We start from the raw sequence: 26012 nt of genomic DNA, 5'->3' as shown, positions 1-26012 counted from the left end.
GGAGTCGATATCGCTCCACGCTGGACCCACTGTGCGGAGGTGGCAGCCTGATGACCTACGACCGGGACAGCGTTCTCGCGGTCACTCCCGGACTGCGGCTGCTGCCATGGGAGAACGACTCCGGCAAGCCGTGCTTCCTGTCCACCCACGGCGCTCCTGGCCCACTGGCTCGCCTCGCGGACGAGATCGAAGCGGACCAGTTGCAAGACGGCGCCCTCGTGCTGAAGGGCGCTCAAGCCGTCTTGGAGGACCAAAAGTCCGGGGAGGACGCGGTACGCCGTGCGCTGCGCGCCGCCACGCAGTGCCTTGGCGATGTCTTGCGGATCGCTGACAGCCGAGGGGCCCGTTTGCCGCGGTCGACAGACGACGACGATGACGGCGATCGCGGCCGGGATGACGACACGGGAGAGGACGGGCCACAGGTGCAGGAAAAGGGGTTCGGATGAGTGAGGACAACCAGAGCGTGCGCCATCGGTACCGGTTCGCGGAATGGGCCCTGGGGGTTGCGCCGAACATGGCACTGCGCCATTTCGGTAAGTGCCTCGCATGCGGCGACAGGCTATCGACGGTCATCACCCGGCGATAGCTGAGTACGTCCAAACGTCCGCCGGGATCGAGTGCTTCAGCTGCCATGTGATGGCCATCGGCTTGCTGCCCGTGTGCTCCACATACTCGGCAGGGCCGAGCAACATCCATGGTTGGGCGCCGCCGATGTCTGTGTTCTTGTAGCGGCGCACGAAGAGCAGGACGTGGCTGCCCTCAGCGGCGTGACGCTGGTACCGAAGGCCGGTGGGAGATGTCTCCGAGGTCTGGTTCTGCGACTCCCAGTGGAAGCGGGTCTCGCTGAGGGCATAGTCGTGGTAGCGGGTCTGCGGGGAGAAGTCCTTCTCATCCTTCTCCAAGGTGATGAGAAGGGCGTCGGTCTTCACGGACTCGCACCACTTCACGCCCTCACGGAAATCGCCGGGCATGAAGCCGCCGATAGCGGACTGCCCCAGAGCAGGCAGGATCTCCTCGCGGCTGTACGAGGCGTGGACGGTCAGAGGGACCCCCGTGTCGCCCCCGAGCCCGAGTAGCGGAATGGGGACGTGCTCCGTGTGGGCCAGGTTGTACGCCAACACCTCGCGGAGTTCACTTCGCACGGCTCGCTGTTTGCGGAGCGCCGCGAAACCGGAGTCGTAACTGGCGAAGCCCTTGCGGGTCACACCGCCGAGCGGCCAGAGCTGGAAGAAGAGCATGCGGGCATACGCCTGCCCCTGCTCATCGAGCTCGCCATAGGCAGGCGCGTCATCTTCCAGCATCCGGGTGTATGCGGCTACACGCAGTGGATCGTCCACGTGTAGGAATGCAGGGACGCGCTTGAGGAGCGCTGCTTCGCCTTCAGGCGCCTCGCCCTTGAGGAGTCCTGCGCGGCGTAGAAGACCGGTCCAGGAATTTCCGTTTCCTCGATAGAGCTCCTTCAGCTCACGGCCGCTCTCTTCCAGGTAGTGGCTGAGCCTGGACTCTCCGTAGTCCGCAACTTCGCGCGCCAGCGCAGTGACGTTGACCCCGATCTGATCCTTGATGTTGGCGATGATCGCCTTCCTCGCCTTCTCTTCAAGGATGATTTGGCAGCCCGAGGGCAGCTGGGGGAAGTCATGCTCGATGTGGTCGAGCAGTCGTTTGCGGGTCAAGTTGGTGAGGGCTCGGAACTGGCTCTCAAAGCGGAACTCCTTGCGATGCTGCCCGATGAAGTCCAAGACGGTCAGCACCGCCTTGCCTTCAGATCGGCGGAGTCCACGGCCAAGCTGCTGCAAGAACACCGTGGCGCTGGATGTGGGACGCAGAAGCAGCAGGGTGTCTACATCCGGGATGTCGAGGCCTTCGTTGAAGAGGTCGACCGAGAAGATCACCTGGAGCCTGCCCGACGCCAGGTCGCTCAGTGCCTGCTTGCGCTGCTCGGCCGGCGTCTCCCCAGATAGCGCGATGGCCTCAAAGCCAGCCGTCCGGAAAACCTCGGCCATGAAGTGAGCGTGGGCTACTGACACACAGAACCCCAACGCCCGCATGGTGCTGGGGTCGGACAGCTTTTCCCGAACGGCCTTCACCACCAGCCGGGCACGCCTGGCGTTGCTCGACAACACGTTGCTCAGCGCGGTCGGGTTATACGCTCCGCGCTTCCACTCCACCGTGCTGAGGTCTGTGGTGTCGCTGATGCCGAAATAGTGGAAGGGGCTGAGTAGATCATTTTCCAGCGCCTCCCACAGGCGCATTTCGGCTGCAATCCGGCCGTCAAAGAACTCGTCTTGAATGTTCTTGCCGTCCATGCGCTCAGGTGTGGCCGTGAGCCCTAGGAGTTCCAGCGGTTGGAAGTGATCGAGGATCTTGCGGTACGTCGGTGAGGTTCCGTGGTGGAACTCGTCGAGGACGATCACATCGAAGTGATCCGGAGCGAGACGGCCAAGGCCCTTGGTGCTGAGCGACTGCACGCTGGCGAAGACATGTGACCAGCGTTCCGGGATTTCACCGCTGTGTAGCGATTCGCCGAAGTTCGCGTCCACCAAGACGTCCTGGTAGGTCCTCATCGACTGATCGAGGATTTCCTTGCGGTGGGCGACGAAGAGGAGCCGCAGATCACGGCCATGCTTCTTACGAAGATGCTTGTAGTCCAGCGCTGCCATCACGGTCTTGCCCGTGCCAGTGGCTGCCACCAGCAGGTTCCGGTGCCTGTCATGCACCTCCCGCTCGACTTCGAGCCGCTCCAGCATGTCGCGCTGGTGGGGATAGGGCCGTACCTCCAGCCCTGACAAGGTGATTCCACGCTGAGCCGCGGACGTCGAGGATGTTCCGCCTGCGATCGCCAGGGCTTCCTGGAGGCGCTCGCCATCGGCCTGCGGGTCGTACGCCTCGAAGGACGGGTCGCTCCAGTAGGCGTCGAAGGTCGCCTCGAACTTGCGCATCACGTCAGGTGTGGCGACGGAGGAGAGGCGGACGTTCCACTCCAGGCCATCGAGAAGCGCTGCCTTGGACAAGTTGGAACTGCCCACGTACGCCGTGTCGTATCCGCTCTTGCGGCGAAACAGCCATGCCTTGGCGTGTAGTCGGGTCGAGCGGGTCTCGTAGTTGACCTTGACCTGCGCGTTGAACTCTTCCACGAGCCGATCCAACGCGCGCCGCTCGGTGGCACCGATGTAGGTCGTTGTGATGACCCGTATCGGGACGCCTCGTGCATGGGCGGCCTTGAGTGACTGCTCAATGATCCGCAGCCCATGCCACTTCACGAAGGCGCACAGGAGGTCCACGCGGTCGGCGGTTGCGAGCTCCGCGCGCAGCTCGAAGCCGAGGCTCGGATCTTCTGGCGAGTTGGTGATCAGAGCAGCGTCGGAGAGCGGGATGCCTGGGCGTACGGCGAAGACACCGGGCGCTTCTTGCTGGGTGATCGCGAGGAGCTGGCGCGGTCCGTCTGCGACCAAGTCCACCCACTCCTTGGCGCCGTGCAGAGTGCTGACCGACTCCAGGATGTGGTTCGCCGCGTAGACCCGCTCCTCCGCCGGAAGGTTCTGCAATACCTGCCGAACCGTTCCCCCGATGTGTCGCGCGAGGACGTGCGGCACAGATTCAGGCCCCACGGACTCGCTGATGGGATGCCATCCGAAGCTTGCCAGCTCCTTCAACTGCTGCTCGAAGCGGAGCGTGATCAGCTGCTCGTACAGTCCATCGGCTGGGGCAGAGAGGTCAATGCGGCTCTCAGACACAGGCAGGCTCCCCCGATTGATCGCGTCGATCGATGAGGCCGTTCTATCAAGAGGCACTGACAGAGCAGTGGCTGTGGGCACACAGCGGCCTCCCGCTGGACAGGTTCGGTCGTCGATATGCGCGATGTCGATCTTTTTGGAGGCGCAGCTGATCGCTTCGAGCTACGTTTTGAGCGTGCACTTACGTGACCTGCTCAGACGCATAGCAGAGACCTACGATCCCGAGGCTGGTATAGGCAGGGGGGTTTCAGCCCAAGACCTCCTTCGGGAGGTGGAGAGGATGTCCGATCTGCCCTTACCTCATGGCTTCGTCGCGTCTGGGAAGGGAGGGCAGGGGTCTGCGAGTAGCACCCCGTGGATCGGCGTGTTTGGCGAGTCGATCAACACGCAGGCCCAGGAGGGTTTGTACCTCGCCTACATCTTCGACTCGACCCGAACCTCCGTGACCCTCACGTTGCAGCAGGGTGTAACAAGGCTTTCGGACGTATACCCCAAGCTGGGCGACCGGCTGAGGGAACTGAAGCGGCGGGCAAGACACCTCAGAGCGGGCTTGGAACCCGAGTTAGCCGCGCATTGGGCTCACACGCCGACCTTCAACTCCAAGCTCGAACGCCCCCGCGCGTACGAGGCTGCCAGCGTGGCGGCACGGCGGTATGAGATCGCGAGCCTGCCAGCGGAGGAAGTCCTCGCAGAGGAACTCCGAGTGGCATCTCTGCTGCTCCGCGACGCCGCCGCAAGCCATCGCGTCTGGCTCCAGCAGTCGTCGAATGACGTGCCCATCGTCTACGAAGGGCAGGGCCATCTCCCTTCCCCCGCTGATGACCCCCTCGACGGCTTTCGCCCGAACGACAGCAGCGACTACTACGTCCACATCAAGGGCGGCCGTCGGCGCAGAGAACGGCACCACGAAGAGCTCATCAAAGACTTCGGCCTTCATGTGGTGATGCGCGGGTATCAGCCGATCACGCTCGGCATGTATCCCAGGGACCTAGTTCTGCGCCGTCCCGCCGTGGATCAGCAGCGCTGTTGGCTTGTGGAGGGCAAAGCCGTCAAGAAGGGCAACGCAACCCAGGCCGTCCGTGAGGCAGTGGGGCAGCTGTATGAGTACAGCTACTACTGGCACCTGAAGCGCGGTGAGCCGAAGCCGCACCTTGTAGCCCTCTTCACGGAAGACATAGGGCACTACGCGGAGTACCTAGAGGAACACAGCATCGCGTCGATCTGGAGGACTGAGGGCGGGGGCTGGGCGGGTTCTCCTACGGCCGTCTCGTGGGATCTGGCCGTGGGAGCCTGAGCAGGACGCTGTCCTACTCTGGCGATGGGGAGCGCCGCCGTGCGCTGGGCAGGTGCCCGGCGTGGCGGGCGCGTCTGCGGGGTCGCCACGCCGGGTTGGTTCAGCGGCTGCCTGCCGATGACTTTTGACCGTGTCAGGCCGTACCGCCGTGGCACTGGCCGTACGTCTGGCCCGACCCACACCAGCAACCCGCCCCCGACTGCGGCGGCCAAGCCACCGCCCGCCCCCGCGCCGCCAGCGTCGTCGCGTACTGCGGGAGCAGCGTCGCGTCTGTCGGGGAGGAGAGTTCCGATGCCGCGAAGGCCTCGTAGGACGGGACCGTGCCCGTGACGATGCCGAGGTTCGGGGTGCCGGAGGAGGACAGTTCGCGCAGGGCCGTCTCTATGGTCGAGAGGTGTTCCTCGTGGGTCGGGTACTCCGATGCGAGGGTCGGATACGCCTCCAGGAGTTCCGTCAGCTCGTTCGCCGGCCAGTGCAGGATCGCCACCGGGAAGGGGCGGGAGAGGGCCTCCCGGTAGGCGCCCAGCTCTGCTCGGAGGCGGAGGATCTCCGCCTCCAGTTCCGCCGGGTTCTCCGAGCCCAGGGACCAGACCCGCTTGGGGTCGTGGAGTTCGTCCAGGGTGATCGGGAGAGAGTGGACCGAGTCCGCCAGGGCGTCCCACTCGTCGTGGGACTTGCCGAGCATGCGCCGTACGCGGTGGCGGCCGAAGAGGAGGGGGTGGGTGGCGTAGGGGGGCTCCTGGACGTCCGTCAGGAGGCGGTGCACGGCCTCCGTGAACGTCTCGTGGGCCGCTTCCAGTTCGTCGTGGGATTCCAGGGACTCCGCGACGATCACCCAGGGGGCCGGGTCCTTGGGGGACGCTCCCCGGACGCCCTCGATGATCGCGCGGGCCTCGGCCTCGTGGCCGTACTCCCACAGGTTCGAGGCCTTGAGCGCCCGCACCAGGTGGGGGTTCTCCAGGCCGTCGGGGGAGGACAGCAGGCGGTCGTACAGGGCGGTCGCGGTGGGGCGGTCGCCGGAGAGCTCCAGGTGGGCCGCCGCCCGCAGCAGCAGGGCCTCGGCGTCCTCCGGATACAGGCCGGCGGTCCGCTCCAGGCGTGCCGCCTCGGCGGTGTGGTCGACGTTTTCGGCAGGCGTGTCGGGGCGCATGGGGGACACCGTACTGCCGGGAGGTGACGAGCGTGAGAGATGCGCAGGCCAGACCACCCGGCCTCCCGACTTTCCCTCCGCTCGCCACCCCGGCTTCACGACTCGTCCCGAACCGCCGTCGCCGGCCCGTCGGCCGCCGGCCCCCGGACTAGAGGGTCACAGCGTCGATCTGCAGGGTTTGGACCGACTTCGCCGCGAAGGGCACGCTGACCGACTTCCCGTTCAGGCGGATGTCCGAGCGTGCCGTGTAGAGGTCACCGCCGCCCGTCGTGACCGTGTTCCAGCGCGGGACCACGCCCCCGGTGCCGCCCGTCACCGTCGAGAAGCGGGAGAGGTCGAAGGTGAGGGTCTGGGCGGAGGTGGAGGTGTTCACCGCGACGATCACCAGGCGGCGGGCCGTCGCGTCGTACGCCGCCACCGCGTAGTCCACGCCCGTGTCCAGGATCGTCATGCCGGGGCGGATGTGGCGGCTGAACTGGGCCATCACGTAGTGCTTGGTCTGGACGGTGGTCGGCTGGAGGGTGCCCGCGTCGTAGGCGATCATCGCCCAGCCCGTGGACGGGTCCATGACCTGCCAGTAGCACCAGGCCGTCGGGTGCAGCCAGCGGAAGTCCAGGCAGAGGTTGGAGGCCATCGTCAGGCCCGTGCCGTCGCTGTCGCCCGTCTCGGAGTTCCACAGCTTCTTTCGAGAGGTGGTCACCACGTCCGTGTAGAGGAGGTCGCGGCGGCCGCCCGAGCCCTGGTAGCCGTGCACGTTGACCTGGGACACCAGTCCCTTGGTCGTCGAGTTGAAGGACGACCACGTGGAGCGGGCCGTGTCGTAGTTCGTCTCGTCCGACGCGGCGATGCGCAGGCCGGTGAGGCCGCGCTTGTCCAGCTCGCTGCGCATGTAGGGGAGGACCGCCGCCTGGACCGCCGGGTCCATGTGGCAGCCCTCCTGGGTTCCGGTCGCGGTCCACCAGGTGGAGGCCGGCTCGTTGAAGGGGTCGACCGTCGCGAAGTTCACGCCCCAGTTCGACTTCGCGTACAGCGCCGTCGCCGCCAAGTGCGAGGCGTGCTGGCGGTAGTTCCACGTCTGGAGGTTGTTGCCGCCGCCCGACGCGCCCGAGGGGTTGTGGTTGCCGCACATCCACCACATCGGGGAGTTGGCGAACAGTTCGGTGATCGCGCCCCGCTGTGTCGCCTTCACCAGCATCGCGCGCTGGTTGGCGTCCGCCGTCCACTTCCACGCCGAGGAGGTGGGGTCCTCGTTGTTCCAGTCCTGCCAGAAGCCCTCGATCTGCTTGAAGGCGGGGATGTTGGGCGACTTCACCATCGTCTCGCCGCCGACGCTGTTCCAGCTGCACGCGCCGAGGTTGTAGCGGGCGATGTTGAGGCCCAGGCCCGGCAGGGAACGGCCGTTGTACGTGACGGACTTGGTGGTGAAGAACAGGTCGGCGAAGTCGTCCCTGGCGCCGAAGACGTTGGCCCACCAGGCGAGGGAGGTGCCCCAGCCCTCCCAGGTGCCGTACGTGGTCGACGGGTTGACGGCGATCGTGGCGTCCGCGCGCGCGGTGCCCGTCGCCAGGGCGCTGCCGAGGAACGTTCCGCCTGCTGCGGCCAGCAGACTTCTGCGTCGTATCACGGCTCCTCCGTAAGGGAGATGAGGGCGCACGCCGGTCCCCGGCCCGGCGTCGCGAGGGGGCCCGTTGTCGGGTGACGAGAAGCATCGGGTGTGGCGTGTGGGTTGTCGAGAGTTCTGACGAACCTTCTTCAAACCCGTTTAAGAAGTCGCCGGTCCGCTCCGGAGGGTGATCCTGTATAACGAACGACAGGACACACACACGTACGAGGGGGAGGGGCGGCCGGTGAACCGGAGCTGGGCGACGCTGCGTCCCGCCCTCGCGCTGCTCTTCCTGCTCGTCGAAGTGGCGCTGCTCGACACCGGCAGCCTCTCCGCCACCGTCGCCCTCGCCGCCACCGCCGCGGCCTCGTCCGCCCTCGCGCTCTGCGCCGTCGCCGCCTCGCGGTGCGCGCCCGCCGTGCCGCGCACCCGGGTGCGTACGGCCATCCGCGACCGGGACCGGCGTACGGCGTTCCTGCCGCAACGTGATCCCGACGCCCGGGGCCGCACCCGGCCCCGGGCACCCGGTCACGCCCTCCGGGCGACCGTCGCGCAGGGGCACCTCCCCACCTGAAGTGACCCCGCGCGGGTCGTCATGCCGCCCTGACCTGTTCCGGCACGACGAGACCCCCGGAGGGCTCACCCATGTCCGTCTTCGCCAGCCTGGTCGAGCACCTTGCCGACCTGCTCCAGCCGCTGTGCGGCGCCTCGGCCGCCGCCGCGGCGATCGTCCTGTTCACCGCGCTCGTACGACTCCTCGTCCACCCCCTGTCCCGGGCCGCCGCGCGCGGCCAGAAAGCGAGGACCGCGCTCCAGCCGAAGATCGCCGAGCTGCGGAGGAAGCACGGCAAGGACCCCGAGAAGCTCCAGAAGGCCGTGCTGGAGCTGCACGCCGAGGAGAAGGTGTCGCCGCTGGCCGGCTGCCTGCCGGGGATGCTCCAGATCCCGGCCTTCTTCCTGCTCTACCACCTGTTCTCCAGCGACACGATCGGCGGCGAGGCCAACGCGCTGCTCGGCCACCGGCTGTTCGCGGCGCCGCTCGGGGAGCGGTGGACGGACGCGCTCGACGGCGGCCTCCTCAGTGGCGCGGGGCTGGTCTACGCCGGGCTGTTCCTGGTCGTCGGATGCGTCGCCGCGTTCAGCTACCGGCTCAGCAAGCGCATGATGGCCGCGAACCAGGCCGCCCGGGCGGAGGACGGGGAGCAGCTGCCGGGGCTGGGGGCGGTGAGCCGGGTGATGCCGTTCATGTCGTTCTTCACGCTGGTCACCGTGGCCGTCGTGCCGCTGGCCGCCGCGCTGTACGTCGTCACCAGTACGACGTGGAGTGCCGTGGAGCGGGCCGTGCTGTACCGGTGACCCGGCGGGGTCCGGTCCAGTACGTGAACGGGGTATTGCGGAGTGCACGCGGAGCTTGGACGATCGACCGGTCCTCCGATGGCTCCGCCCCGCCGCATCCGGGTCGCGCGCATCGGCCGGGCGCCCGCGATCGAGGGAGACTGATCATGAAGCTGCTGCGAGTCGGTACGGCCGGGGCGGAGCGGCCCGCGCTGCTAGACGCCGAGGGGACCTTGCGGGACCTGTCGGGCGTCGTCGCGGACATCGACGGCACGCTGCTCGCCGACGAGGAGGCACTCGGCCGGGTCCGGGCCGCCGCCGACGCCGGTGACCTGCCCGTACTGGACGCCACCGGGCTGCGGGTCGGGCCGCCGCTGGGGCGCATCGGCAAGATCGTGTGCATCGGGCTCAACTACCACGACCACGCGCGCGAGACCGGCGCCGAGCCGCCCGCCGAGCCGGTCCTCTTCATGAAGGCGCCGGACACCGTGGTCGGGCCGTACGACACCGTCCTCGTGCCGCGCCGGTCCCTCAAGACCGACTGGGAGGTGGAGTTGGCCGTCGTCATCGGGCGTACGGCCAGGTACCTGGACTCCGCGGAGGAGGCGCTCGCGCATGTCGCCGGGTACGCCGTGGCGCATGACGTCTCCGAGCGGGAGTTCCAGATCGAGCGCGGCGGGACCTGGGACAAGGGGAAGAACTGCGAGACGTTCAACCCCCTCGGCCCGTGGCTGGTGACCGCGGACGAGGTGCCGGACCCGCAGAGTCTGTCCCTCAAGTTGTGGGTCAACGGGGAGTTGAAGCAGGACGGGACGACTGCCGAGCAGATCTTCCCGGTGGGGGAGGTCGTGCGCTACCTCAGCCGGTTCATGACGCTGTACCCGGGCGATGTGATCAACACCGGGACGCCCGCGGGCGTGGCGCTGGGGGCGCCCGAGCCGAAGCCGTTCCTGCGGGCCGGGGATGTCGTGGAGCTGGAGATCGAGGGACTCGGGCGGCAGCGGCAGGAGTTCAAGGACGCGTAGGCGCTCCGCTGGGAGGGGTGGGGGACTGCGGTCCGTTGCCGGCTGCGGCGGTCCGTGGCTGGTCGCGCAGTTCCCCGCGCCCCTCAGGGCGCTCCCCTCACGCCAGTACGGAAGCCAGGTCGCGCCACGCCTTCCTCGGGAGGGCGTCGCGGGGCTCGCCGGTCAGGACCTGGAGAGCGACGTGGTCCGCGCCCGCCTCGAAGAAGGCGTCGATCTTCGTGCGGATCGCCTGGTCGTCGCCCCAGGCGAACAGGGCGTCGACCAGGCGGTCGCTGCCGCCGTCCTTCAGGTCGTCCTCGGTGAAGCCGTGCCGCAGGAAGTTGTTGGTGTAGTTCGGCAGCGGGAGGTAGATCTCGAGGAACTCGCGGGCCAGGGCACGGGCGCGGCCCGGATCCGTCTCCGGGACGACACCCAGCTCCGGGGCCAGCAGCGGGGTCTCACCCAGGATCTCGCGGGCGTGCGCCGTGTGTTCCGGGGTGACGAGGTACGGGATCGAGCCCGCTGCCCGGTCGCGGGCCAGCCGCAGCGACTTCGGGCCCAGGGCGGCCAGCAGGCGGCGGTCCTCCGGCAGTCCGGCGGCGTCCAGACCGTCGAGGTGGGAGACCAGGGCCGAGTAGGGGCGGGCGTACTGCTCCACCCGCTTGGCGTGGCTCACTCCGAGGCCCAGCAGGAAACGCCCGGGGTGGGACGACTCCAGCTCCGCGAAGGCCGACGCGGAGGCGTCCGGCTCGTGCTGCCAGATGCTCTGGATGCTGGTGCCGACCGTGACCGTCGAGGTCGCCTCGATGAGCGGGGCGGCGTTGGCGGCGGAGCTGTTGCCGCCCAGCCAGAGGGCGCCGTAGCCGAGTTCCTCCAGTTCGGCGGCGGTCTCGGCGAGTTCGCCGCGGCGGTCCGGGTCCTCGGAGCGCAGGCCCACGCTCCAGATGCCGTACCGGCCGAGCGTCTCCTTCAGGGGGGTGGTCATCGGTGGGGTTCCCTCCGGTAGGGGCGCCATGCTTGATCACGCGTACACGGGTGCCAACCGGAGGGAGTCTGCGCTCATTCCGGGAAGGACCTAGCGGTCCAGGAAACGCTCCAGGGCCTCCACCACCATGCGGTGATCGTCGAGTTGCGGCAGTCCGGAGACCGTCACCGTGCCGATCACGCCCACGCCCTCGACGGTGATCGGGAAGGAGCCGCCGTGGGCCGCGTAGGTGTCGGGGTCGAGGCGCGAGGACTCCTCGAACGTGCTGCCCTTGGCGCGGAAGCGGGCGCCGACCAGGTACGAGGCGGAGCCGTAGCGCTCGACCACGCGGCGCTTGCGGGCGATCCAGGCGTCGTTGTCCGGCGTGGAACCGGGCAGTGCCGCGTGGAAGAGCTGCTGGCCGGAGCGGTGGATGTCGATGGCGACCGGGGCCTGGCGCTCCCGGGCCATCTCGACGAGGAGCGAGCCGAGCGCCCAGGCGTCGTCGTGCGTGAACTGACGGAACACCAGGACGCGTTCCTGCTTCTCCAGCTCTTCCAGGCTCGGGGTGAGTTCCGGGTGGAACTTCGGGGTGAGCCCCTGGCTGTGGGAGGGCGTGTTCTTGTGGGTCACAGGGTCACCGTCACCTTCTCGAGGGCCGAACGGCGAGCGGCCTCCAGGACGTCCAGGGCGGCGGCCGCATCCCGCGCGGTCACCGGGTTCGGGGCGCCCTCCAGCAGGGCCTTCGCCACGGCCGCATAGTAAGCCGGGTAGTCGCCCGGGAGGGTGGGTTCGGCGCGGCCGCCGCCGGTGACCGGGGACTCGCCGGAGCCCACACGGCCCCACAGCGACTCGGGTTCCACGCCCCAGTCGGGGCCGGGGCGCAGGCCGTCCCGGAGCGCCGCCTCCTGGGGATCGAGGCCGTACTTGACGTAACCGGCGCTGGAGCCCAGGACGCGGAAACGGGGGCCGAGTTGGGCGGTCGTCGCGGAGACGTAGAGGTGGGAGCGGACGCCGCCGGCGTGGGTGATCGCGATGAAGGTGTCGTCGTCGGTCTCGGCGCCCGGGCGGCGGATGTCCGTCTCCGCGTACACGGAGGCCGCCGGGCCGAACAGGACCAGGGCCTGGTCGACGACATGACTGCCGAGGTCGTAGAGCAGACCTCCGATCTCCGCGGGGTCACCGGACTCCCGCCAGCCGCCCTTCGGCTTCGGCCGCCAGCGCTCGAAGCGGGACTCGAACCGCCACACGTCGCCCAGCTCGCCCTCGGCCAGCAGCTTGCGCAGGGTCAGGAAGTCGTTGTCCCAGCGGCGGTTCTGGAAGACGGAGAGGAGCAGGCCGCGCTCCTCGGCGAGGGCGGCGAGCGCGCGGGCCTCGGCCGCCGTGCCCGCGACGGGCTTGTCGACCACGACCGGCAGACCGGCCTTCAGCGCGGTCGTCGCGAGCGGCACGTGCGTCTTGTTCGGGGACGCGATGACGACCAGGTCCAGCTCGGCGGCCCGGTCGAACAACTCGTCCGGTGCGGCCGCGAGGCGTACGTCCGGGAACTCGGCCCGGGCCTGCCGCTGCCGTTCCGGGTTCGAGGTGACCACCGTGTCGAGGGCCAGGCCCTCCGTGGCGGCGATCAGCGGGGCGTGGAAGACGGAGCCGGCGAGGCCGTAGCCGACGAGGCCGACGCGAAGGGGCGAACCGGGGGCTGTGCCGAGGGGTGTGCCAGTCATGCCACCCACTTTCGCAACGCTGTTGCCAAAGTGCAAGCGCCGGGGACAATGGGGGCGTGGACAAGGCGGACGACCGTACGGGCGGTGAAGGCGGCATGCGCGGGGCGGGAGCTGCGGGGACAGCTGGTACGGCCGGGGCAGGAGCGGCCGGTACCGCCGGGGCGGGAGTTGCGGGAGCAGCCGGGGCGGAGGGCGGCGGCGGGGTGAACCTGCTGTCCCTGCGCAGCCACAACGCCGCGTTGGTGCTCGACCTGCTGCGGACCGCCGGGGACGGGGGCATCAGCCGTCTCGAACTCGCCGAGCGGACCGGGCTCACCCCGCAGGCCGTCAGCAAGATCACGGCACGGCTGCGGGAGGACGGGCTCGCGGCGGAGGCCGGACGCCGGGCGTCGACCGGGGGCAAGCCGCGCACGGTGCTGCGGCTGGTGCCGGAGGCCGGACACGCGGTCGGGGTCCATCTGGACCGGGACGAGGTGCGGGTCGTGCGCGTCGACCTGCGGGGGACCGTGGTGGCGGAGCGGCGGGCCGCGCTGGATCTGGGGGCGGGGTCGGAGGCCGTACTGGCCGCGGTGCGGGAGGCGGTGGCGGGGGTGTTGCCGGTCGGGGGTGTGGGGATGGCGCGGCAGGGAGCGGACGGGCTCGGTCAGGACCCCCGGCACGGACTCTCCGGGCTCGATCCTGCCCTGCTCGGGTTGGGTGTCGCGTTGCCCGGGCCCCTCGATCACGGCCGGGGGGTGCTGCACCGGGTGACCGGATTTCCCGAGTGGGACGGTTTCCCGCTGCGTGAGGCGCTGGAGGAGCGGCTCGGGGTGCCGGTCGTGGTCGACAAGGACACCAACGCGGCGGCGCTGGGCCTGGCCGCCGGAGGTGAGCGCGGCTCCTTCGCGTACCTGCACCTCGGCACGGGGCTGGGCGCCGGGCTGGTCATCGGCGGCGGCGTGCACCGGGGGGCCAGGACCGGGGCCGGGGAGTTCGGCCACCAGGTGATCCAGCTCGACGGCCCGCCCTGCACCTGCGGGAACCGGGGCTGTGTCGAGGCCCTGTGCCTCGGTGCCGTGGCGCGCGGCGACCTGGACGAGGCGGCGCGGGTGCTGGGGGCCGGTGCGGCGAACCTCGTCGGGCTGCTCGACATCGACGTCGTCCTGCTCGGCGGCCGCACGGTGGCGGCTGCGCCCGAGGCCTTCGTGGACGGGGTCGGCGCGGTACTGGAGGCCCGCGCCCGGCGAACGGGCCAGGACGCCGTGCCCGTACGCGTCACGGCCGGGGGAGACGGGGCCGTGGCTGCGGGGGCGGCCCAGCTGGTGCTGGGGCCGGTGTTCGGGCGTGGGGGAGTCTGAGACCGGCTGAGACCGGGGGCGGGAAGGCGCGCCGTCCGACGAGCGGCAGGAACGCATCAGGCAGCGCCTGCGGCAATCCGCGCCGGTCCGGCGGGTCCTGCGGGATGAGGGACAGGGGATGCGGGATGGGGGACGCGAGCTCGGGCCGACCGCTCGTCCTGCCGTGCAGCAGGCGCAGGCAGGCCCGACCGAGCCGGGACCACTCAAGGTACGGTCGACGCCGCCGGGGCTGTCCGCCGACCGGGCGGATCCGAGCCGCCGTTCGGGGTCGGTTCGCGGCGGCGGCGTCTGGCGAGCCCCTCCGCTCGGAATGTCACATCATCATGCGACTCCGCACGCCCGCTCACTTCTGCCTGGCGGCGGCAGCGGCGGCTGCCGTCCTGCTTCCCGGTGCACCTCCCGCCCACGCGGAGGCCCCGGCGCCCGCCTGTGCCGCGCCCGACGACCACACCTTCCCGCTCACCACCCGTATCCACGGCGGCCCGGACTCCTACACGGCCGGTGGCGGGTTCGGGACCTTCTCCGTCGACCTGACCAACACGACCGACCGGACCTGCGCGGGGATCCACCCCGTCGTCGTGCTCGTCGACGGCAAACGGGCGCTGGAGCCCTCCCAGCCCCACCTCGAATTCTTCGACGGGCCGCACGCCCGCCCGGTGCGGTTCGAGAAGACGGCCGAGGACGAACTCGTCGGGGCGTTCGCCGGTGAGGAGGACGGCTTCGCCGGGTTCACCGTCGGACCGGGCGAAACCGTCACCGTGAAGGTGCGGCTCACGCTCACCTCCGACGCCGTGGCCAACGAGGTCACGGCCAACGCCGCGGTCGTGCAGCGGCACGACGACGACGGCGACTGGGTCGGGCAGTCGAACGACTACCGGTTCCAAATCGACGCCGACGGGCCGGGGACCGGCACCGACCCCGGCACGGACACCGACCCGGACAGGGATCCCCGCCCCGACTCCGAGGCATCCGTCCCGCCCCGCGAGGACCGTTTCCCGTTCGCGGAGGAACTGGCCCGTACCGGCACCGGCACCCGGGTCGCCGCGGCCACCGCGGTCCTGCTGCTCGCCGGCGGCGCGGCCCTGCTCGTCGCACGCCGCCGCCGCGGAGACTCACCGAAAGGGCCGTAGACAGGCCCGTCCCGCCAGTCGGGACGCCGTGCACGTGACGTTCCGCAAGATCCCGCCACTGTTTAGGCTGGGTCGCACGCTGGACCGCGTACGGCAGGAGATCCCGCACATGGCAGACCGCAAGCCCATCGCATCGTGGCTCACCGACATGGACGGTGTACTCATCCACGAGGGCGTTCCGATCCCCGGCGCCGACGCCTTCCTGAAGAAGCTCCGCGAGTCCGGGAAGCCCTTCCTGGTCCTCACCAACAACTCGATGTACACCCCGCGCGACCTGCACGCCCGGCTGCGCCGCATGGGCCTGGAGGTGCCGATCGAGAGCATCTGGACCTCGGCCCTGGCCACCGCCCAGTTCCTGGACGACCAGCGGCCGGGCGGATCGGCGTACGTCATCGGCGAGGCCGGGCTGACCACCGCGCTGCACGACATCGGCTACATCCTGACCGACCACGAGCCGGACTACGTCGTCCTCGGCGAGACCCGCACGTACTCCTTCGAGGCGATGACGAAGGCCGTGCGGCTCATCCTCGGCGGTGCCCGGTTCATCTGCACCAACCCCGACGAGACGGGTCCCTCCACCGAGGGCCCGCTGCCCGCGACCGGTGCCGTGGCCGCGCTGATCACGCAGGCGACCGGCAAGAAGCCGTACTTCGCGGGCAAGCCCAACCCGCTGATGATGCGGACCGGGCTGAACGCCATCGGGGCGCATTCCGAGACCAGCGCGATGATCGGCGACCGCATGGACACCGACGTGCTGGCCGGCATGGAGGCCGGGATGCAGACGTTCCTCGTGCTCACCGGCCTGACCCGGCCCGAGCAGGTCGAGGACTTCCCGTACCGGCCCTCGCAGGTCGTGGACTCGATCGCGGACCTCGTCGACCGGGTCTGACACCCCGGGCCCGGCGGCGGGCGGGGCTCAAACCCTCGGTCAAACCCTCGGTCACCCGTACGGCGCAGCCGCCGCGTCCCTGAGGATGCGGCGGCCCACCGGGCGGGGGAGGCTCCAGGCGTCTGGAGGTTCACGATGGGTTTGCTGAGAGTCACGGTCTGTACGAGCGTCCTGGCCGTCGTCGCCCTCGCACCGGCGGCGTACGCGGCGGACGCGGGGAGCGTCTCGGTGACCCCGGCGCGCCCCGCCCCCGGCAGTGACGTCACGCTCCGCGTGACCGGCTGCGCCCAGCGGACGGCCGTGGCCGCCTCCGCGGCGTTCGTCGCGGACACGCGGCTCACCGTCGCCGGCGCCGGCGAGCTCGTCGGCGACAGCCGCGTCCGCTCCACTCTCGAGGCGGGTTCGTACGCCGTGCGGATCACCTGCGGTGCCTCGCGGCGGACCGGCACGTTCACCGTCCAGGACGGCCGAGCGGGACCTGGGGCGGGACAGTCCGGGGCCCCGCGGGCTGCCGTGCCGGGGGCCCCACCGGCCGCCGTGCCCGGGGCCGGTGGCCGGCCACCCGCCCCCGGCGAGGGCGGGCAGCTCCCGGTGCCCGGCAAGGGCGGACAGCCGTCCGCACCCGGCATCGACGAGGAGGAGGGCCCGCCCTCCCGCCGGCCCGGCGCACCCGCCTCGCCCGTCGCCCCCGTCCGGGCGGGTGGTGGCGGTGCCGCCGACTCCCTCGCCGCCGAGGGGCGCGGCGCCGGTCCCGGTACGGCGCAGGGGGTGACCGGACTCGTACTCGCCGGGGCGGCCGCCGCGGTGGTCCTCGCGCTGCGCGGGGTCCGCCGGGGCCGGGGGACGGACTGACCATGCACGACCGCGATCACGTTCGGAGACGTTTCTCGGGTACCGGCCGCCTGCTGACCGGCATGGCCTGGGTCGTGCTGCTGCTCGGGCTGTGGCTGTGGGGCCGCGAGGTCACCGAGACGCGACACGGCATCGCGGCGCCCGCCACGGGTGACATGGCGGCGGCCGGACGGCCCCCGGACATCAAGCTGCCGCCGGAGCACCGCCCGCTGGGCGACGCGCTGCCGCAGCGGGTCGACATCCCCGCGCTCGGCGTCCAGGCCCCCGTGGTGGCACGGGGTCTCGACGCCGACGGGGCGCTCGATCCACCGCCCTACGACCAGCCGGGCGTGGTCGGCTGGTACGCCGGCGGGGTCGCACCCGGGGCGCCCGGTACCGCGCTGATGGTCGGTCATGCCGACACCGAGTCGCGGCCCGCCGTCTTCTACAAGGTCAGTGCCATGCGGCCGGGCCAGACGATCCGGGTGGTCCGGGCCGATGCCAGGATCGCCGAGTTCACGGTCGAGTCCGTCCAGGTCCTCACCCGCGACCGCTTCGACGCCCACCAGGCGTACGGCCCCCGCGAGTCGGGGCGGGCGGAGCTGCGTCTGATCACCTGCGGCGGCAGCTTCGACCGTACGACCCGCAGCTACACGGCGAACGTGGTCGTCTCGGCGTACCTGACGGGAACCGGCCCCTAGTGTTGTGACCGCGAACGTTCACCGGGTAGGTCGCGATGTCCTCGATCGCTGCCTCTCAGCTCCTCCCCTCAGCGGGTGCGCCCTCATCCGCACGGCGGATACGGTCCGCCGTAGCGGACGAGGTGTGGCCGCCATGTCCGACGCCAGCATGTACGTCATGACGACAGCGACCGCTCCGCTCCCTGCCTCCGCCCCTGCGCCTGTGTGGGCTCGCCGCGCCGCCCACGCCATCGCTCTGTGCGCCGTCCCGTCCGGTCTGTGGCGCATCGCCATGGCATCCGGGGTCTATGTGGGCTACGACGACCAAGTGCTGCGCGATGTCTTCGACATCCCGGGCTGGGGCATCGCATACGTCATCGGCCTCTCCGTCCTCACTGAGCTGGCCGCTCTGTTTCCGCTGCTGCTCGTCAGCGACCGGTGGAGGCCGCTGCACCCCAGGGTCCTCGCCCCGCTGGCCTGGAGCGCCTCGGGCATCCTGGTTCTGGTGGCACTGTGGCAACTCGTGGTCGCTTTCACCGTCGAGAGCCAGACGTACATGTCGAGCGGTACGGCCCAGACCGTCTGGGGGTTCGTCTTCGCCCCGCTGTTCGCAATCCCCGCCCTGATGACCGCGGTGACCTGGTCATACGCAAAACGGCACCGGGCACGCGGACAGGCATGACCCCGCCGGGACACCGGGTTGAGCCAGCGACCCGGTGAGCCGCGCCGGAGGACACGGCGGCCACGGTGGGTGAATCTCTGGCCGAAGGCCGGGCATGTGCTGTGAAGCCTTCAGGATTGAAGGGCCGCCCCGGCCCGGAGGCCGGATCACGTCACGTCCCTCCGCGGTGGCGCTGCGTCATCGCGCCGACGGTGTTCGCCTCGTGGGCGTCGCGGGACGTATGTCAGGATTGAGACTTGGAACGGTGCACCCAAGGGGGAGTTGGATGTACGGCAGCAGGGGGGCCGGGGCGTTCGCCAGGAGGCGGATGTCCGCAGTGGTGCTGGGGGCGGCACTGCTGGTGACGGGGTGTTCCTCCTCCGACGGAGGAGACGGATCGGACGCGCGCGGGGACGCGGGCGCCGGGATCACCCAACAGCCCAAGGAAAAGGCCCCCTTCTGGGTCAATCCGGACGGGACGGCGGCCCGGGAGGTCGCCGCCCTGCAGAAGTCCGGCAAGAAGCAGGACGCCGAGCAGATCCGCAAGATCGCCGAGCAGCCGGTCGCCGAATGGGTCGTCCCGGACGACCCTCAGGAGCAGGTCCGGGGCTTCACCGAGGCCGCCGACAAGGCCGGCCGCACGGCCCTGCTCGTCCTCTACAACATCCCGCATCGCGACTGCGGCCAGTACTCGCAGGGCGGCGCCGCCGACGGCGACGCCTACCGGGACTGGATCGACGGCGTCGCCGAAGGCATCGGCGACCGGCCCGCCACGATCGTCCTGGAGCCGGACGCCCTGCTGCACCTGGTCGACGGCTGCACCCCGGAGCAGTTCCACGAGGAACGCTACGACCTCCTCAAGGGCGCCGTCGCCAAGCTCACGTCGCTGAAGCACACGAAGGTCTACCTGGACGCGGGCAACGCCGGCTGGCAGCAACCGGACCAGATCTTCGAGTCCCTGAACCGCGCGGGCATCGCCCAGGCCGACGGCTTCTCGGTCAACGTCTCCAACTTCTACTCCACCGAGGACTCCATCGCCTACGGCAAGCAGCTCTCCGCCAAGGTCGGCGGCAAGCACTTCGTCATCGACACCAGCCGCAACGGCAAGGGCCCCTACAACGACGGCAAGCCCGACGAGCGCTGGTGCAACCCGCCGGGCCGTTCCCTGGGCGAGACCCCGACGACGAAGACGGCGGACCCGCTGGTCGACGCGTACCTGTGGGTGAAGCGGCCGGGCGAGTCCGACGGCGAGTGCAAGGGCGGCCCGAAGGCGGGCCAGTGGTGGGCGGACTACGCGCTGAAGCTGGCGAAGGCCACCGCCTGACCCGATCGGTCAGGGCGGTCGACGCCCCGGCCCATGGACAAGGGGCGCCCTCCTCGCGGAGAGCGCCCCTTCGTCGTGCCGTCGGCGGTCAGGGCACCTTGACCCACTGCGCCTTGCTCGGCGTGCCGTCGGCGTCCGTCACGAACAGCATGTACCAGCCCGCCTGGACCAGGTTGCGGTTCTCCGGCACAGTCACCGTCAGCTTGTCGCCGGACGCTTTGAAGTCCAGGGCGATCGACCGCTGGTCGATGTCCGTGACATGCGTGGCGGCGCTCGGCCGGATCAGCCGGACCTTCTTGACCTTCGCCGCGTCCGACGAGGTGAACGTCCCCGTGGAGCCCCGCTCGATGGTCTGCGGCCCGCCCGACAACGCGGGCCGGTCCTTGTCGCCGTACAGGTAGGGCGGCGTGTAGATCTCGATGCGCTGCTCGAACTCGCCCGGCTTGGTGTTGGCCGCGTCCGCGTAGAGCGAGTCGGAGCCGAAGAACATCACGCGGCCGTCGGGCAGCAGGATCGAACCGGAGTGGTAGTTGCGGCCCACGAGCGGGTCGGCGACGCGCTCGAGCTCGTTCTTCTCCGTGTCGTAGAGCCGCGCCTCGAGGATGTTGGAGTCACCGCGGCCGCGGTAGTCCTCCGAGCCGCCGGAGATCAGCACGCTGTCGTCGGGCAGGACCGAGGCGTTCGGGTAGCGCGTGCCCTTGTCCAGGGACGGGCCGTCCACGAAGCGCGGGTTCGGCTTCTTCAGGTCGACGATCCGGGTCTTCTCGCTGGACTGCTCGGACTCGCCGACGCCGCCGCCGCCGACCACCATGTACTTCTCGTCCTGCGCGGGCGGCAGCAGCACCGTGCCGGACGTCTCCATCAGCGTGGGGTCGCTCAGGCCCGGGATTTTCGAGAACTTGTTGGTGTCGACGTCCCACACGCCCGGCTCACGGCCCACGTCGTCCGGCCCGTAGCCCGCGTTGGACCCCGAGTAGAAGACCTTGCCGTTCTGCATGAGGAACAGCGCCGGGTACGTCGGGAACTGCCGGACCTTGTCGGTGTAGGTCCACTTCTTGGTCTTCGGGTCGAAGACCTCGTTCTTGCCCGGGACCAGCTGGCCGATGTCGTCGAGGCCGGAGACGCTGAGGATCTTCCCGTCGCTCAGGGTGGTGAGCGTCGGGTACCAGCGGGCCTCCTTCATCGGGTCGACCTTGATGTACTTCTCGGCCACGGGGTCGAACTCGAAGGCGTCCCGGATGCCCTGGAAGTCCTTCTTGTCGAGCGCGAGCTTCTGCGCGATGCCGTAGGTGTTCTTGGCGTCGGCGCCCTTCAGGCCGTGCACGCGGTAGTTGTCCTGCGTGCCCGTCTCGTACTTCTTGCCGCGCTTCTGCGCCTCGACGTAGATCCGGCCGAGGCCGGGGTCGTTGCGCAGGAACCTGCCGGTCGCCTTGTCGAAGACCTTCTTGGCGCGCGGCACGAGCACCGGGTCCTTCGAGACGAAGGTCTTGCCGTTCTCCTTGCCCGTGAACGTCGTGCCGGCGGGCAGCGTGATCGGCTTGTCCGGGTTCTCGTTGTGGACGATCATCAGGCCGCCGGCCTTGGTGACGTCACCCTGGAGCTTCTCGTAGCGCTTGGTGCCGCCCGCGATCAGCAGGTTGCCGTTGGCGAGCTGGGTGTGGCCGGTGCAGAACAGGTCGGCCGGTGTGGGCACCTTCTTGATGGTGCCCTTGACCGGGTCCCAGATCCGGGTGTCGAACTTCTTCGCGTCGAAGTTGTCCTGGTCGTTGCCCGACCCCGCGACGAGCAGCACCTTGCCGGTGCGCAGCAGCGCCGCGTGAATGGTGTTCTGCCGGTACTCCTCGGGGAAATCGACTATCTCCCACTTGCCGTTGGCGGCCTTGTACTCCGGCTTGTCGATGGTGTACTGGTGGTATTTCTCGGTGCTGAAGCGGTAGAGCCACGGCCCGTTCATCCCGGCCAGCGCGAGTACCACCGCCGTGCCGATCGCGAGTCGACGGGCCCGGCGGCGGCCTGCACGGTCGTTCATTCCTTACGTCCCCCAAGTCCACCAAGGGCGATCTGCATGGTCTGGTCGGATCCCCCGACCTCCCCGTGTGCGCCCGGGGTGGCGGCCCACGTGGGCTTGTGCTGCGGGGTGTGTCCCGACGGCTGCTGCGGGATGGGCAGCGGCTGCGTCCGGTGCGGCCCCGCAGGGTCCTGCGGCTGCCCCCCGGCAGGGGCGGCGGGCTTCTTCGCGTCCTGCCGCAGCTGCCAGCGCCAGGCGAACACCGGCGAGGCGGTGATCAGCAGCGCGAACGTCGCCCAGATGATCATCGCGGGGTGCGAGTGGCCGAAGACGAAGCCGGCCGCGATCGACCCACCGAAGATCGCGACGAAGTACCAGTGGTAGCGGAACGTGCCGAACCAGCGGTCCGGGCTCGCCGAGTCGCCCTTGGGCGTGACCACGAACTTGCTCTTGCGCCGCAGCACGGAGTCGATCAGCGCCTTCGCGTACAGCGGCGCCGACAGCGCGGACATCACCATGCCGGCCACACCGCCGGAGCCCTCCGGCTCGTGCGGCGAGACGTTGTGCCGGCGGTTCCAGACGTACAGCCCGATCTGCAGGGCGGAGGCGTTGCCGTAGAGCATCAGCCACACGGCCGGGTCGATGTTCACACCCGAGGCGCCCAGGCCCAGGAACAGGCAGCAGCTCAGCGCCGCCAGGATCCAGTTGAGGGCCGACATCGGGTAGAAGATGATCATCATCGTGTAGTTGAAGAGCTTGCTCGGCGGCAGCGAGTACCAGCCCTTCCAGTACTGCCCGATGATCGTCTCGTACGTCCCTCGCGACCAGCGCATCTGCTGGGTGAAGAAGTCCGTCCAGGCGCTCGGGCCCTCACCGACCGCCAGCACGTCCGGCGTGTACACCGAGCGCCACTTCTTCCCCGTCGCCGGGTTCTTGTGGCGGTGCATCTCGAAGCCGGTCGCCATGTCCTCGGTGATCGAGTCGTACAGACCGCCGATCTGCTTCAGCGCCTTGATGCGCACCGCGTTGGACGTGCCGACGAACATGGGGGAGCCGTAGCGGTTGCCGGCGCGCTGGATCAGCGCATGGAAGAGGAACTGCTGCGACTCGGCGGCCTTGGTGATGGGGTTGTCGTAGTTGCCGTAGACCTGCGGGCCGATGACGAAGCCGACGTCCGGGTCGCGGAAGAAGCCGAGCATCCGCTCCAGGTAGTTGGGCAGCGGCACGTGGTCGGTGTCGACCGAGGCGAAGAAGTCGTAGTCGTCGCCGTGCGCTTCCAGCCAGGCGTTGTAGTTGCCGTGCTTGGTCTTGGCGCGGTGCGGGCCCTTGGCCTGGTTCCACTTCGCGACGCCCTTGCGGGAGAAGTGGTGCACGCCGAGCCGCTCGCAGACCGCCTTCACGTCGGGGTCGTCGCCCTCGTCGAGCAGCCACACGTGCATCAGGCCCCGGTGGCGGATCCTGACGGCCGCCTCCAGGGTCTTCGTCACCATCTCCAGCGGCTCCTTGCCGGGCACGAAGGAGGTGAGGAAGGCCACTCTCGTGCCGGTCTCGGGCACCACCGGGATCGGGTCGCGGGCCACCAGCGTGGCGTGCGCGTTCGACAGCACGTTCATGCAGCGGAAGAACTCGATCAGGCCGATCGAGACGAGCATGACCATGTCGAGCGCGGGCAGCCAGTCGAAGGCCGGGTAGTCGCGCTCGGTCCAGTGCTCGGGCTGGAGCAGCCAGAACAGCAGCACCAGGGACAGCACCGGCGCCGCGGCCAGCATCAGGGCGACGCGGATGCGGTGCGGCTCCTGCGAGATGAGCGAGCGGTACTGCACCTTGTACGGCTTATTCGGATCCGGCTGGGTGAGGGGACCGGCAAGCCGGCTGTAGTGCTCGTAGTCGTATCTCGGCAGCGTCTTCTTGATCCGCCGGAACGTCCCCGTCGTGCTCATCCGGTGAGCCGGCACCCTGAGCTGGGTGGTCTGGGACGGGTCGTTTTCCTGCCGGGCACCCGTGGGCCTCGACGTCATGAGTCATCCCCCCACACGCGGACAGCCGCGTGTTTCGTAGCTTCCTACCGCCTGCTGCTGGTCCCCCTCGACCTTCACAGACGTATCAGTGGTGGATCGCAGTCACCACGTCATCCACACCCTATAGACACGGTAATGCGACCTTCCGGTTGCATGATGCCCCCCACGGCATCGGTTCATGAACGGGGCCCCTATCCCCGCCCAGCCCGCAACCGGCTCCGAATCCCCCCAACTGCCGCGTAATCGCAGCATCCTGTAAAACCAGAAAGCCAAGATTCTACGGCGCTCAGCATGATCGCAAGACGCGAAACACGGTGGTTACGGTCATAGGCGTTCATTGTGACCGTGTGAGGGCCGTGTGGAGACGTTGTCGACGGGCGGGCGTCAACGGTGTGAAAGTGCTCTCTCGTGGTCCCTCCGCCCGCATCGGGTCGCCGGACCGCACCGCGTCGCTCTCGGCGAGGCCGGCTCCCCGCGCGGCCTGCTCTTCCATACGGCCCACGGGTGCGTCCAGTTCAAGGAGGTCCCTCTCGCGGGAGCCGCAGCGCGGCCGCCGCGCGCGGCGACGCCGCGCAGAAACAACGGTGGCGGCTTGTGTTCGCGTATCCACGAACACAAGCCGCCACCGGCAACGTGCGCCGCCAGGGACTCGAACCCCGGACCCGCTGATTAAGAGTCAGCTGCTCTAACCAACTGAGCTAGCGGCGCCTGCTGACGTCGTAACCCTACAGGACGTCGAGAGGTGCTCCCGACCACCGCCCGGGGGCGCGGGCCCCGGAAAGACGGTCGCGTACATCATTCGGACCGTCAGCATGCGCGTGCGGAAGACAGTTGCGAAACTGGCCACGCGCGCCCTCCGGTGCCCGGGCGCCGTATTTTCCGCCGGAAGTGTGAGGGGAATCGCATGGAGTCGCCGGTATTCGAGGAAATCGACCCCGCGAGCGACTGCGACTGCCCGGGCTGCGTCCACTGGCGCCGCGCCCTCCCGCATTCCTGGTCCGGCCGGGCCGGCGCCCACCCGGCGGCGCACCGGGCTCTCGCCCTGGCCGCCGTGGCCTCCGCCGCCCTCGGCGCGGGCCACACCGCACCGGCCGCAGCGGCCCCGCACGCCTCGCACCACCCGGGCGTTCCCGCAGGTGACGAGCCCGAAACCCCGCAGGGTGCCATGTCCCCGTTGCACGGTCCCGAAGGCCGCCAGACGGAGTCCTCCGTCGCCCCCGAGTCCAGCGCCATCACGCGCACGGAGATCATCAACAGGGCCAAGACCTGGGTCGCCGCAAAGGTGCCGTACAGCATGAGCGCCTTCTGGTCCGACGGTTATCGGCAGGACTGCTCCGGCTATGTATCGATGGCCTGGCGGCTGCCGCGGAACGAATGGACGGGCAGTCTCGCGGCGTACGGGGAGAAGATTTCCAAGGAGGAGCTCCAGCCGGGCGACATTCTGCTGTTCCACAATGCGGCCGACCCCGAGAAGGGTTCCCATGTCACCATTTTCGGCGGCTGGACGGACAGCGCACACACCCACTACACCGCCTACGAGCAGACACCCCCGCACACCCGCCGGCAGTCCACCCCCTACGCCTACTGGGACAACTCCAGCCGGTACGTGCCCTACCGCTACAAGGGCGTCACCGCGCAGGAACCGGTCCCCGGCAAGGACGGCGGCCAGGCGGGTGCGCCGGCCTCCACGCCGTACCCGGGAGCGGTGTACTTCGGCCCCGGAGCGAACAACGAGTACGTCACGCGGCTCGGCCGCATGCTCGTCGACCGCGGGGCCGGCGGCGCGTACGCCTCGGGCCCGGGGCCGCGCTGGACCGGCGCCGACCGGCGGGCGACCCGGGCGTTCCAGCTGGCCCAGGGCTGGACCGGCGCGGACGCCGACGGGCTGCCCGACGCGCGCACCTGGGAGCTGCTGGTCACCGGCCAGGGCGAGGACGTGAAGGACGGGGTGGCCGGCCCGCCGCCCGCCTCCCACGGGGTCCCCGGCTACCCGGGGCGGGCGATGTTCCGCCCCGGAGCGAACAACCCCCACGTCACCCGGCTGGGCGAGCAGCTCGTGCGGAAGGGCTTCGGCAGGTTCTACCGGACCGGACCGGGCCCGGCCTGGAGCGAGGCGGACCGGCGCGGCGTCGAGGCCTTCCAGCGGACCCAGGGCTGGCGGGGCGGCGCGGCGGACGGCTACCCGGGCCCGGAAACCTGGCGGCGCCTCTTCTCATAGGGCTCCGAGGCACCCCCTCTTGCCGGGCTCGAAGGCCCTCCGTCTGGAGGGTTCCAAGGCCCCTTCGGCCCCCCTCCGGGCGGGCCCCGAATCCCGGTCGGGCCCTCGAGG

21 protein-coding genes and 1 tRNA gene are annotated in these 26012 nt (G+C 69.8%); 13 read left to right on the top strand and 9 right to left on the bottom strand.

Annotated features, from left to right (window positions below; genetic code table 11):
• Positions 1-50: 50 nt before the first annotated feature.
• Positions 51-446: a hypothetical protein gene (locus tag AB0F04_RS06495; RefSeq protein WP_362038393.1), complete on the top strand. Its 396-nt coding sequence runs from the start codon at positions 51-53 to the stop codon at positions 444-446.
• 126 nt (positions 447-572) lie between these two features.
• On the opposite strand, the gene AB0F04_RS06490 is transcribed toward AB0F04_RS06495, so the two are convergent.
• Positions 573-3734, bottom strand: a complete 3162-nt coding sequence (locus tag AB0F04_RS06490) for a DUF3427 domain-containing protein (protein ID WP_362038391.1) — start codon at positions 3732-3734, stop codon at positions 573-575.
• A 124-nt stretch (positions 3735-3858) separates the two neighbouring features.
• On the opposite strand from AB0F04_RS06490, the gene AB0F04_RS06485 reads away from it, so the two are divergent.
• A complete protein-coding gene (locus AB0F04_RS06485; RefSeq protein ID WP_362038389.1) occupies positions 3859-5028 on the top strand; it encodes a DUF3578 domain-containing protein in 1170 nt (389 codons plus the stop codon).
• Between the two features lie 133 nt (positions 5029-5161).
• Here the strand turns inward: AB0F04_RS06485 and AB0F04_RS06480 are convergent, their stop codons facing one another.
• Both AB0F04_RS06480 and AB0F04_RS06475 read right to left on the bottom strand, forming a co-directional pair.
• Positions 5162-6178, bottom strand: coding sequence for an SEC-C metal-binding domain-containing protein (locus tag AB0F04_RS06480; RefSeq protein ID WP_362038387.1), 1017 nt, complete (start codon positions 6176-6178; stop codon positions 5162-5164).
• Positions 6179-6326: 148 nt separating this feature from the next.
• Entirely contained in the window at positions 6327-7802 is a 1476-nt protein-coding gene (locus AB0F04_RS06475) for a beta-1,6-galactanase (protein ID WP_362038385.1), read from the bottom strand.
• A 223-nt stretch (positions 7803-8025) separates the two neighbouring features.
• On the opposite strand from AB0F04_RS06475, the gene AB0F04_RS06470 reads away from it, so the two are divergent.
• The 3 genes from AB0F04_RS06470 (at position 8026) to AB0F04_RS06460 (ending at position 10141) form a co-directional block, all read left to right on the top strand.
• Positions 8026-8355, top strand: coding sequence for a DUF6412 domain-containing protein (locus tag AB0F04_RS06470; protein WP_362038383.1), 330 nt, complete (start codon positions 8026-8028; stop codon positions 8353-8355).
• A 71-nt stretch (positions 8356-8426) separates the two neighbouring features.
• Positions 8427-9137 (top strand): YidC/Oxa1 family membrane protein insertase, encoded by a 711-nt coding sequence (locus AB0F04_RS06465; RefSeq protein WP_362038380.1) that lies wholly within the window; start codon positions 8427-8429, stop codon positions 9135-9137.
• Positions 9138-9283: 146 nt separating this feature from the next.
• Positions 9284-10141 (top strand): fumarylacetoacetate hydrolase family protein, encoded by an 858-nt coding sequence (locus AB0F04_RS06460; protein WP_362038378.1) that lies wholly within the window; start codon positions 9284-9286, stop codon positions 10139-10141.
• A 97-nt stretch (positions 10142-10238) separates the two neighbouring features.
• Here AB0F04_RS06460 and AB0F04_RS06455 read toward each other — a convergent pair whose 3' ends face one another.
• The 3 genes from AB0F04_RS06455 to AB0F04_RS06445 form a co-directional block, all read right to left on the bottom strand.
• Positions 10239-11105 (bottom strand): LLM class F420-dependent oxidoreductase, encoded by an 867-nt coding sequence (locus AB0F04_RS06455; RefSeq protein WP_362038377.1) that lies wholly within the window; start codon positions 11103-11105, stop codon positions 10239-10241.
• Positions 11106-11195: 90 nt separating this feature from the next.
• Positions 11196-11717: a heme-degrading domain-containing protein gene (locus tag AB0F04_RS06450; RefSeq protein WP_362038376.1), complete on the bottom strand. Its 522-nt coding sequence runs from the start codon at positions 11715-11717 to the stop codon at positions 11196-11198.
• Positions 11714-12805: a Gfo/Idh/MocA family oxidoreductase gene (locus AB0F04_RS06445; protein WP_362038374.1), complete on the bottom strand. Its 1092-nt coding sequence runs from the start codon at positions 12803-12805 to the stop codon at positions 11714-11716. Before AB0F04_RS06445 ends, AB0F04_RS06450 begins: the two co-directional genes overlap by 4 nt.
• A gap of 95 nt (positions 12806-12900) precedes the next feature.
• Between AB0F04_RS06445 and AB0F04_RS06440 the strand changes: the two genes are divergently transcribed.
• The 7 genes from AB0F04_RS06440 to AB0F04_RS06410 all read left to right on the top strand — a co-directional run bounded on the left by AB0F04_RS06440 (position 12901) and on the right by AB0F04_RS06410 (position 19657).
• A complete protein-coding gene (locus tag AB0F04_RS06440; protein ID WP_362038693.1) occupies positions 12901-14142 on the top strand; it encodes an ROK family transcriptional regulator in 1242 nt (413 codons plus the stop codon).
• Positions 14143-14465: 323 nt separating this feature from the next.
• On the top strand, positions 14466-15272 hold the full coding sequence (locus tag AB0F04_RS06435) for a hypothetical protein (RefSeq protein WP_362038372.1): 807 nt from the start codon (positions 14466-14468) through the stop codon (positions 15270-15272).
• Positions 15273-15381: 109 nt separating this feature from the next.
• Positions 15382-16161 carry an HAD-IIA family hydrolase gene (locus tag AB0F04_RS06430; RefSeq protein ID WP_359627842.1) on the top strand — a complete coding sequence of 260 codons (780 nt, stop codon included), beginning with the start codon at positions 15382-15384 and terminating at the stop codon, positions 16159-16161.
• Between the two features lie 135 nt (positions 16162-16296).
• Positions 16297-17013: a hypothetical protein gene (locus AB0F04_RS06425; protein ID WP_362038370.1), complete on the top strand. Its 717-nt coding sequence runs from the start codon at positions 16297-16299 to the stop codon at positions 17011-17013.
• A gap of 2 nt (positions 17014-17015) precedes the next feature.
• A complete protein-coding gene (locus AB0F04_RS06420) occupies positions 17016-17693 on the top strand; it encodes a class F sortase (protein WP_362038368.1) in 678 nt (225 codons plus the stop codon).
• A 148-nt stretch (positions 17694-17841) separates the two neighbouring features.
• Positions 17842-18354, top strand: a complete 513-nt coding sequence (locus tag AB0F04_RS06415; RefSeq protein ID WP_362038690.1) for a hypothetical protein — start codon at positions 17842-17844, stop codon at positions 18352-18354.
• 265 nt (positions 18355-18619) lie between these two features.
• Positions 18620-19657 (top strand): glycoside hydrolase family 6 protein, encoded by a 1038-nt coding sequence (locus tag AB0F04_RS06410; protein ID WP_362038366.1) that lies wholly within the window; start codon positions 18620-18622, stop codon positions 19655-19657.
• An 88-nt stretch (positions 19658-19745) separates the two neighbouring features.
• Here the strand turns inward: AB0F04_RS06410 and AB0F04_RS06405 are convergent, their stop codons facing one another.
• The 3 genes from AB0F04_RS06405 to AB0F04_RS06395 all read right to left on the bottom strand — a co-directional run bounded on the left by AB0F04_RS06405 (position 19746) and on the right by AB0F04_RS06395 (position 24391).
• The gene (locus AB0F04_RS06405; protein WP_362038364.1) at positions 19746-21686 is read right to left on the bottom strand and encodes a kelch motif-containing protein; all 1941 of its coding nucleotides are present in this window, start codon (positions 21684-21686) and stop codon (positions 19746-19748) included.
• On the bottom strand, positions 21683-23683 hold the full coding sequence (locus tag AB0F04_RS06400) for a glycosyltransferase family 2 protein (RefSeq protein WP_362038362.1): 2001 nt from the start codon (positions 23681-23683) through the stop codon (positions 21683-21685). Before AB0F04_RS06400 ends, AB0F04_RS06405 begins: the two co-directional genes overlap by 4 nt.
• Before the next feature lie 634 nt (positions 23684-24317).
• Positions 24318-24391, bottom strand: a tRNA-Lys gene (locus AB0F04_RS06395).
• A 196-nt stretch (positions 24392-24587) separates the two neighbouring features.
• Between AB0F04_RS06395 and AB0F04_RS06390 the strand changes: the two genes are divergently transcribed.
• The gene (locus AB0F04_RS06390; RefSeq protein WP_362038360.1) at positions 24588-25901 is read left to right on the top strand and encodes a peptidoglycan-binding protein; all 1314 of its coding nucleotides are present in this window, start codon (positions 24588-24590) and stop codon (positions 25899-25901) included.
• Positions 25902-26012 lie beyond the last annotated feature (111 nt).

Source organism: Streptomyces sp. NPDC029041 (assembly GCF_040637515.1).
Taxonomy (GTDB): domain Bacteria; phylum Actinomycetota; class Actinomycetes; order Streptomycetales; family Streptomycetaceae; genus Streptomyces.
Note: the sequence above shows the minus strand (reverse complement) of the source record. Positions and strands in the feature narration are given on the sequence as shown.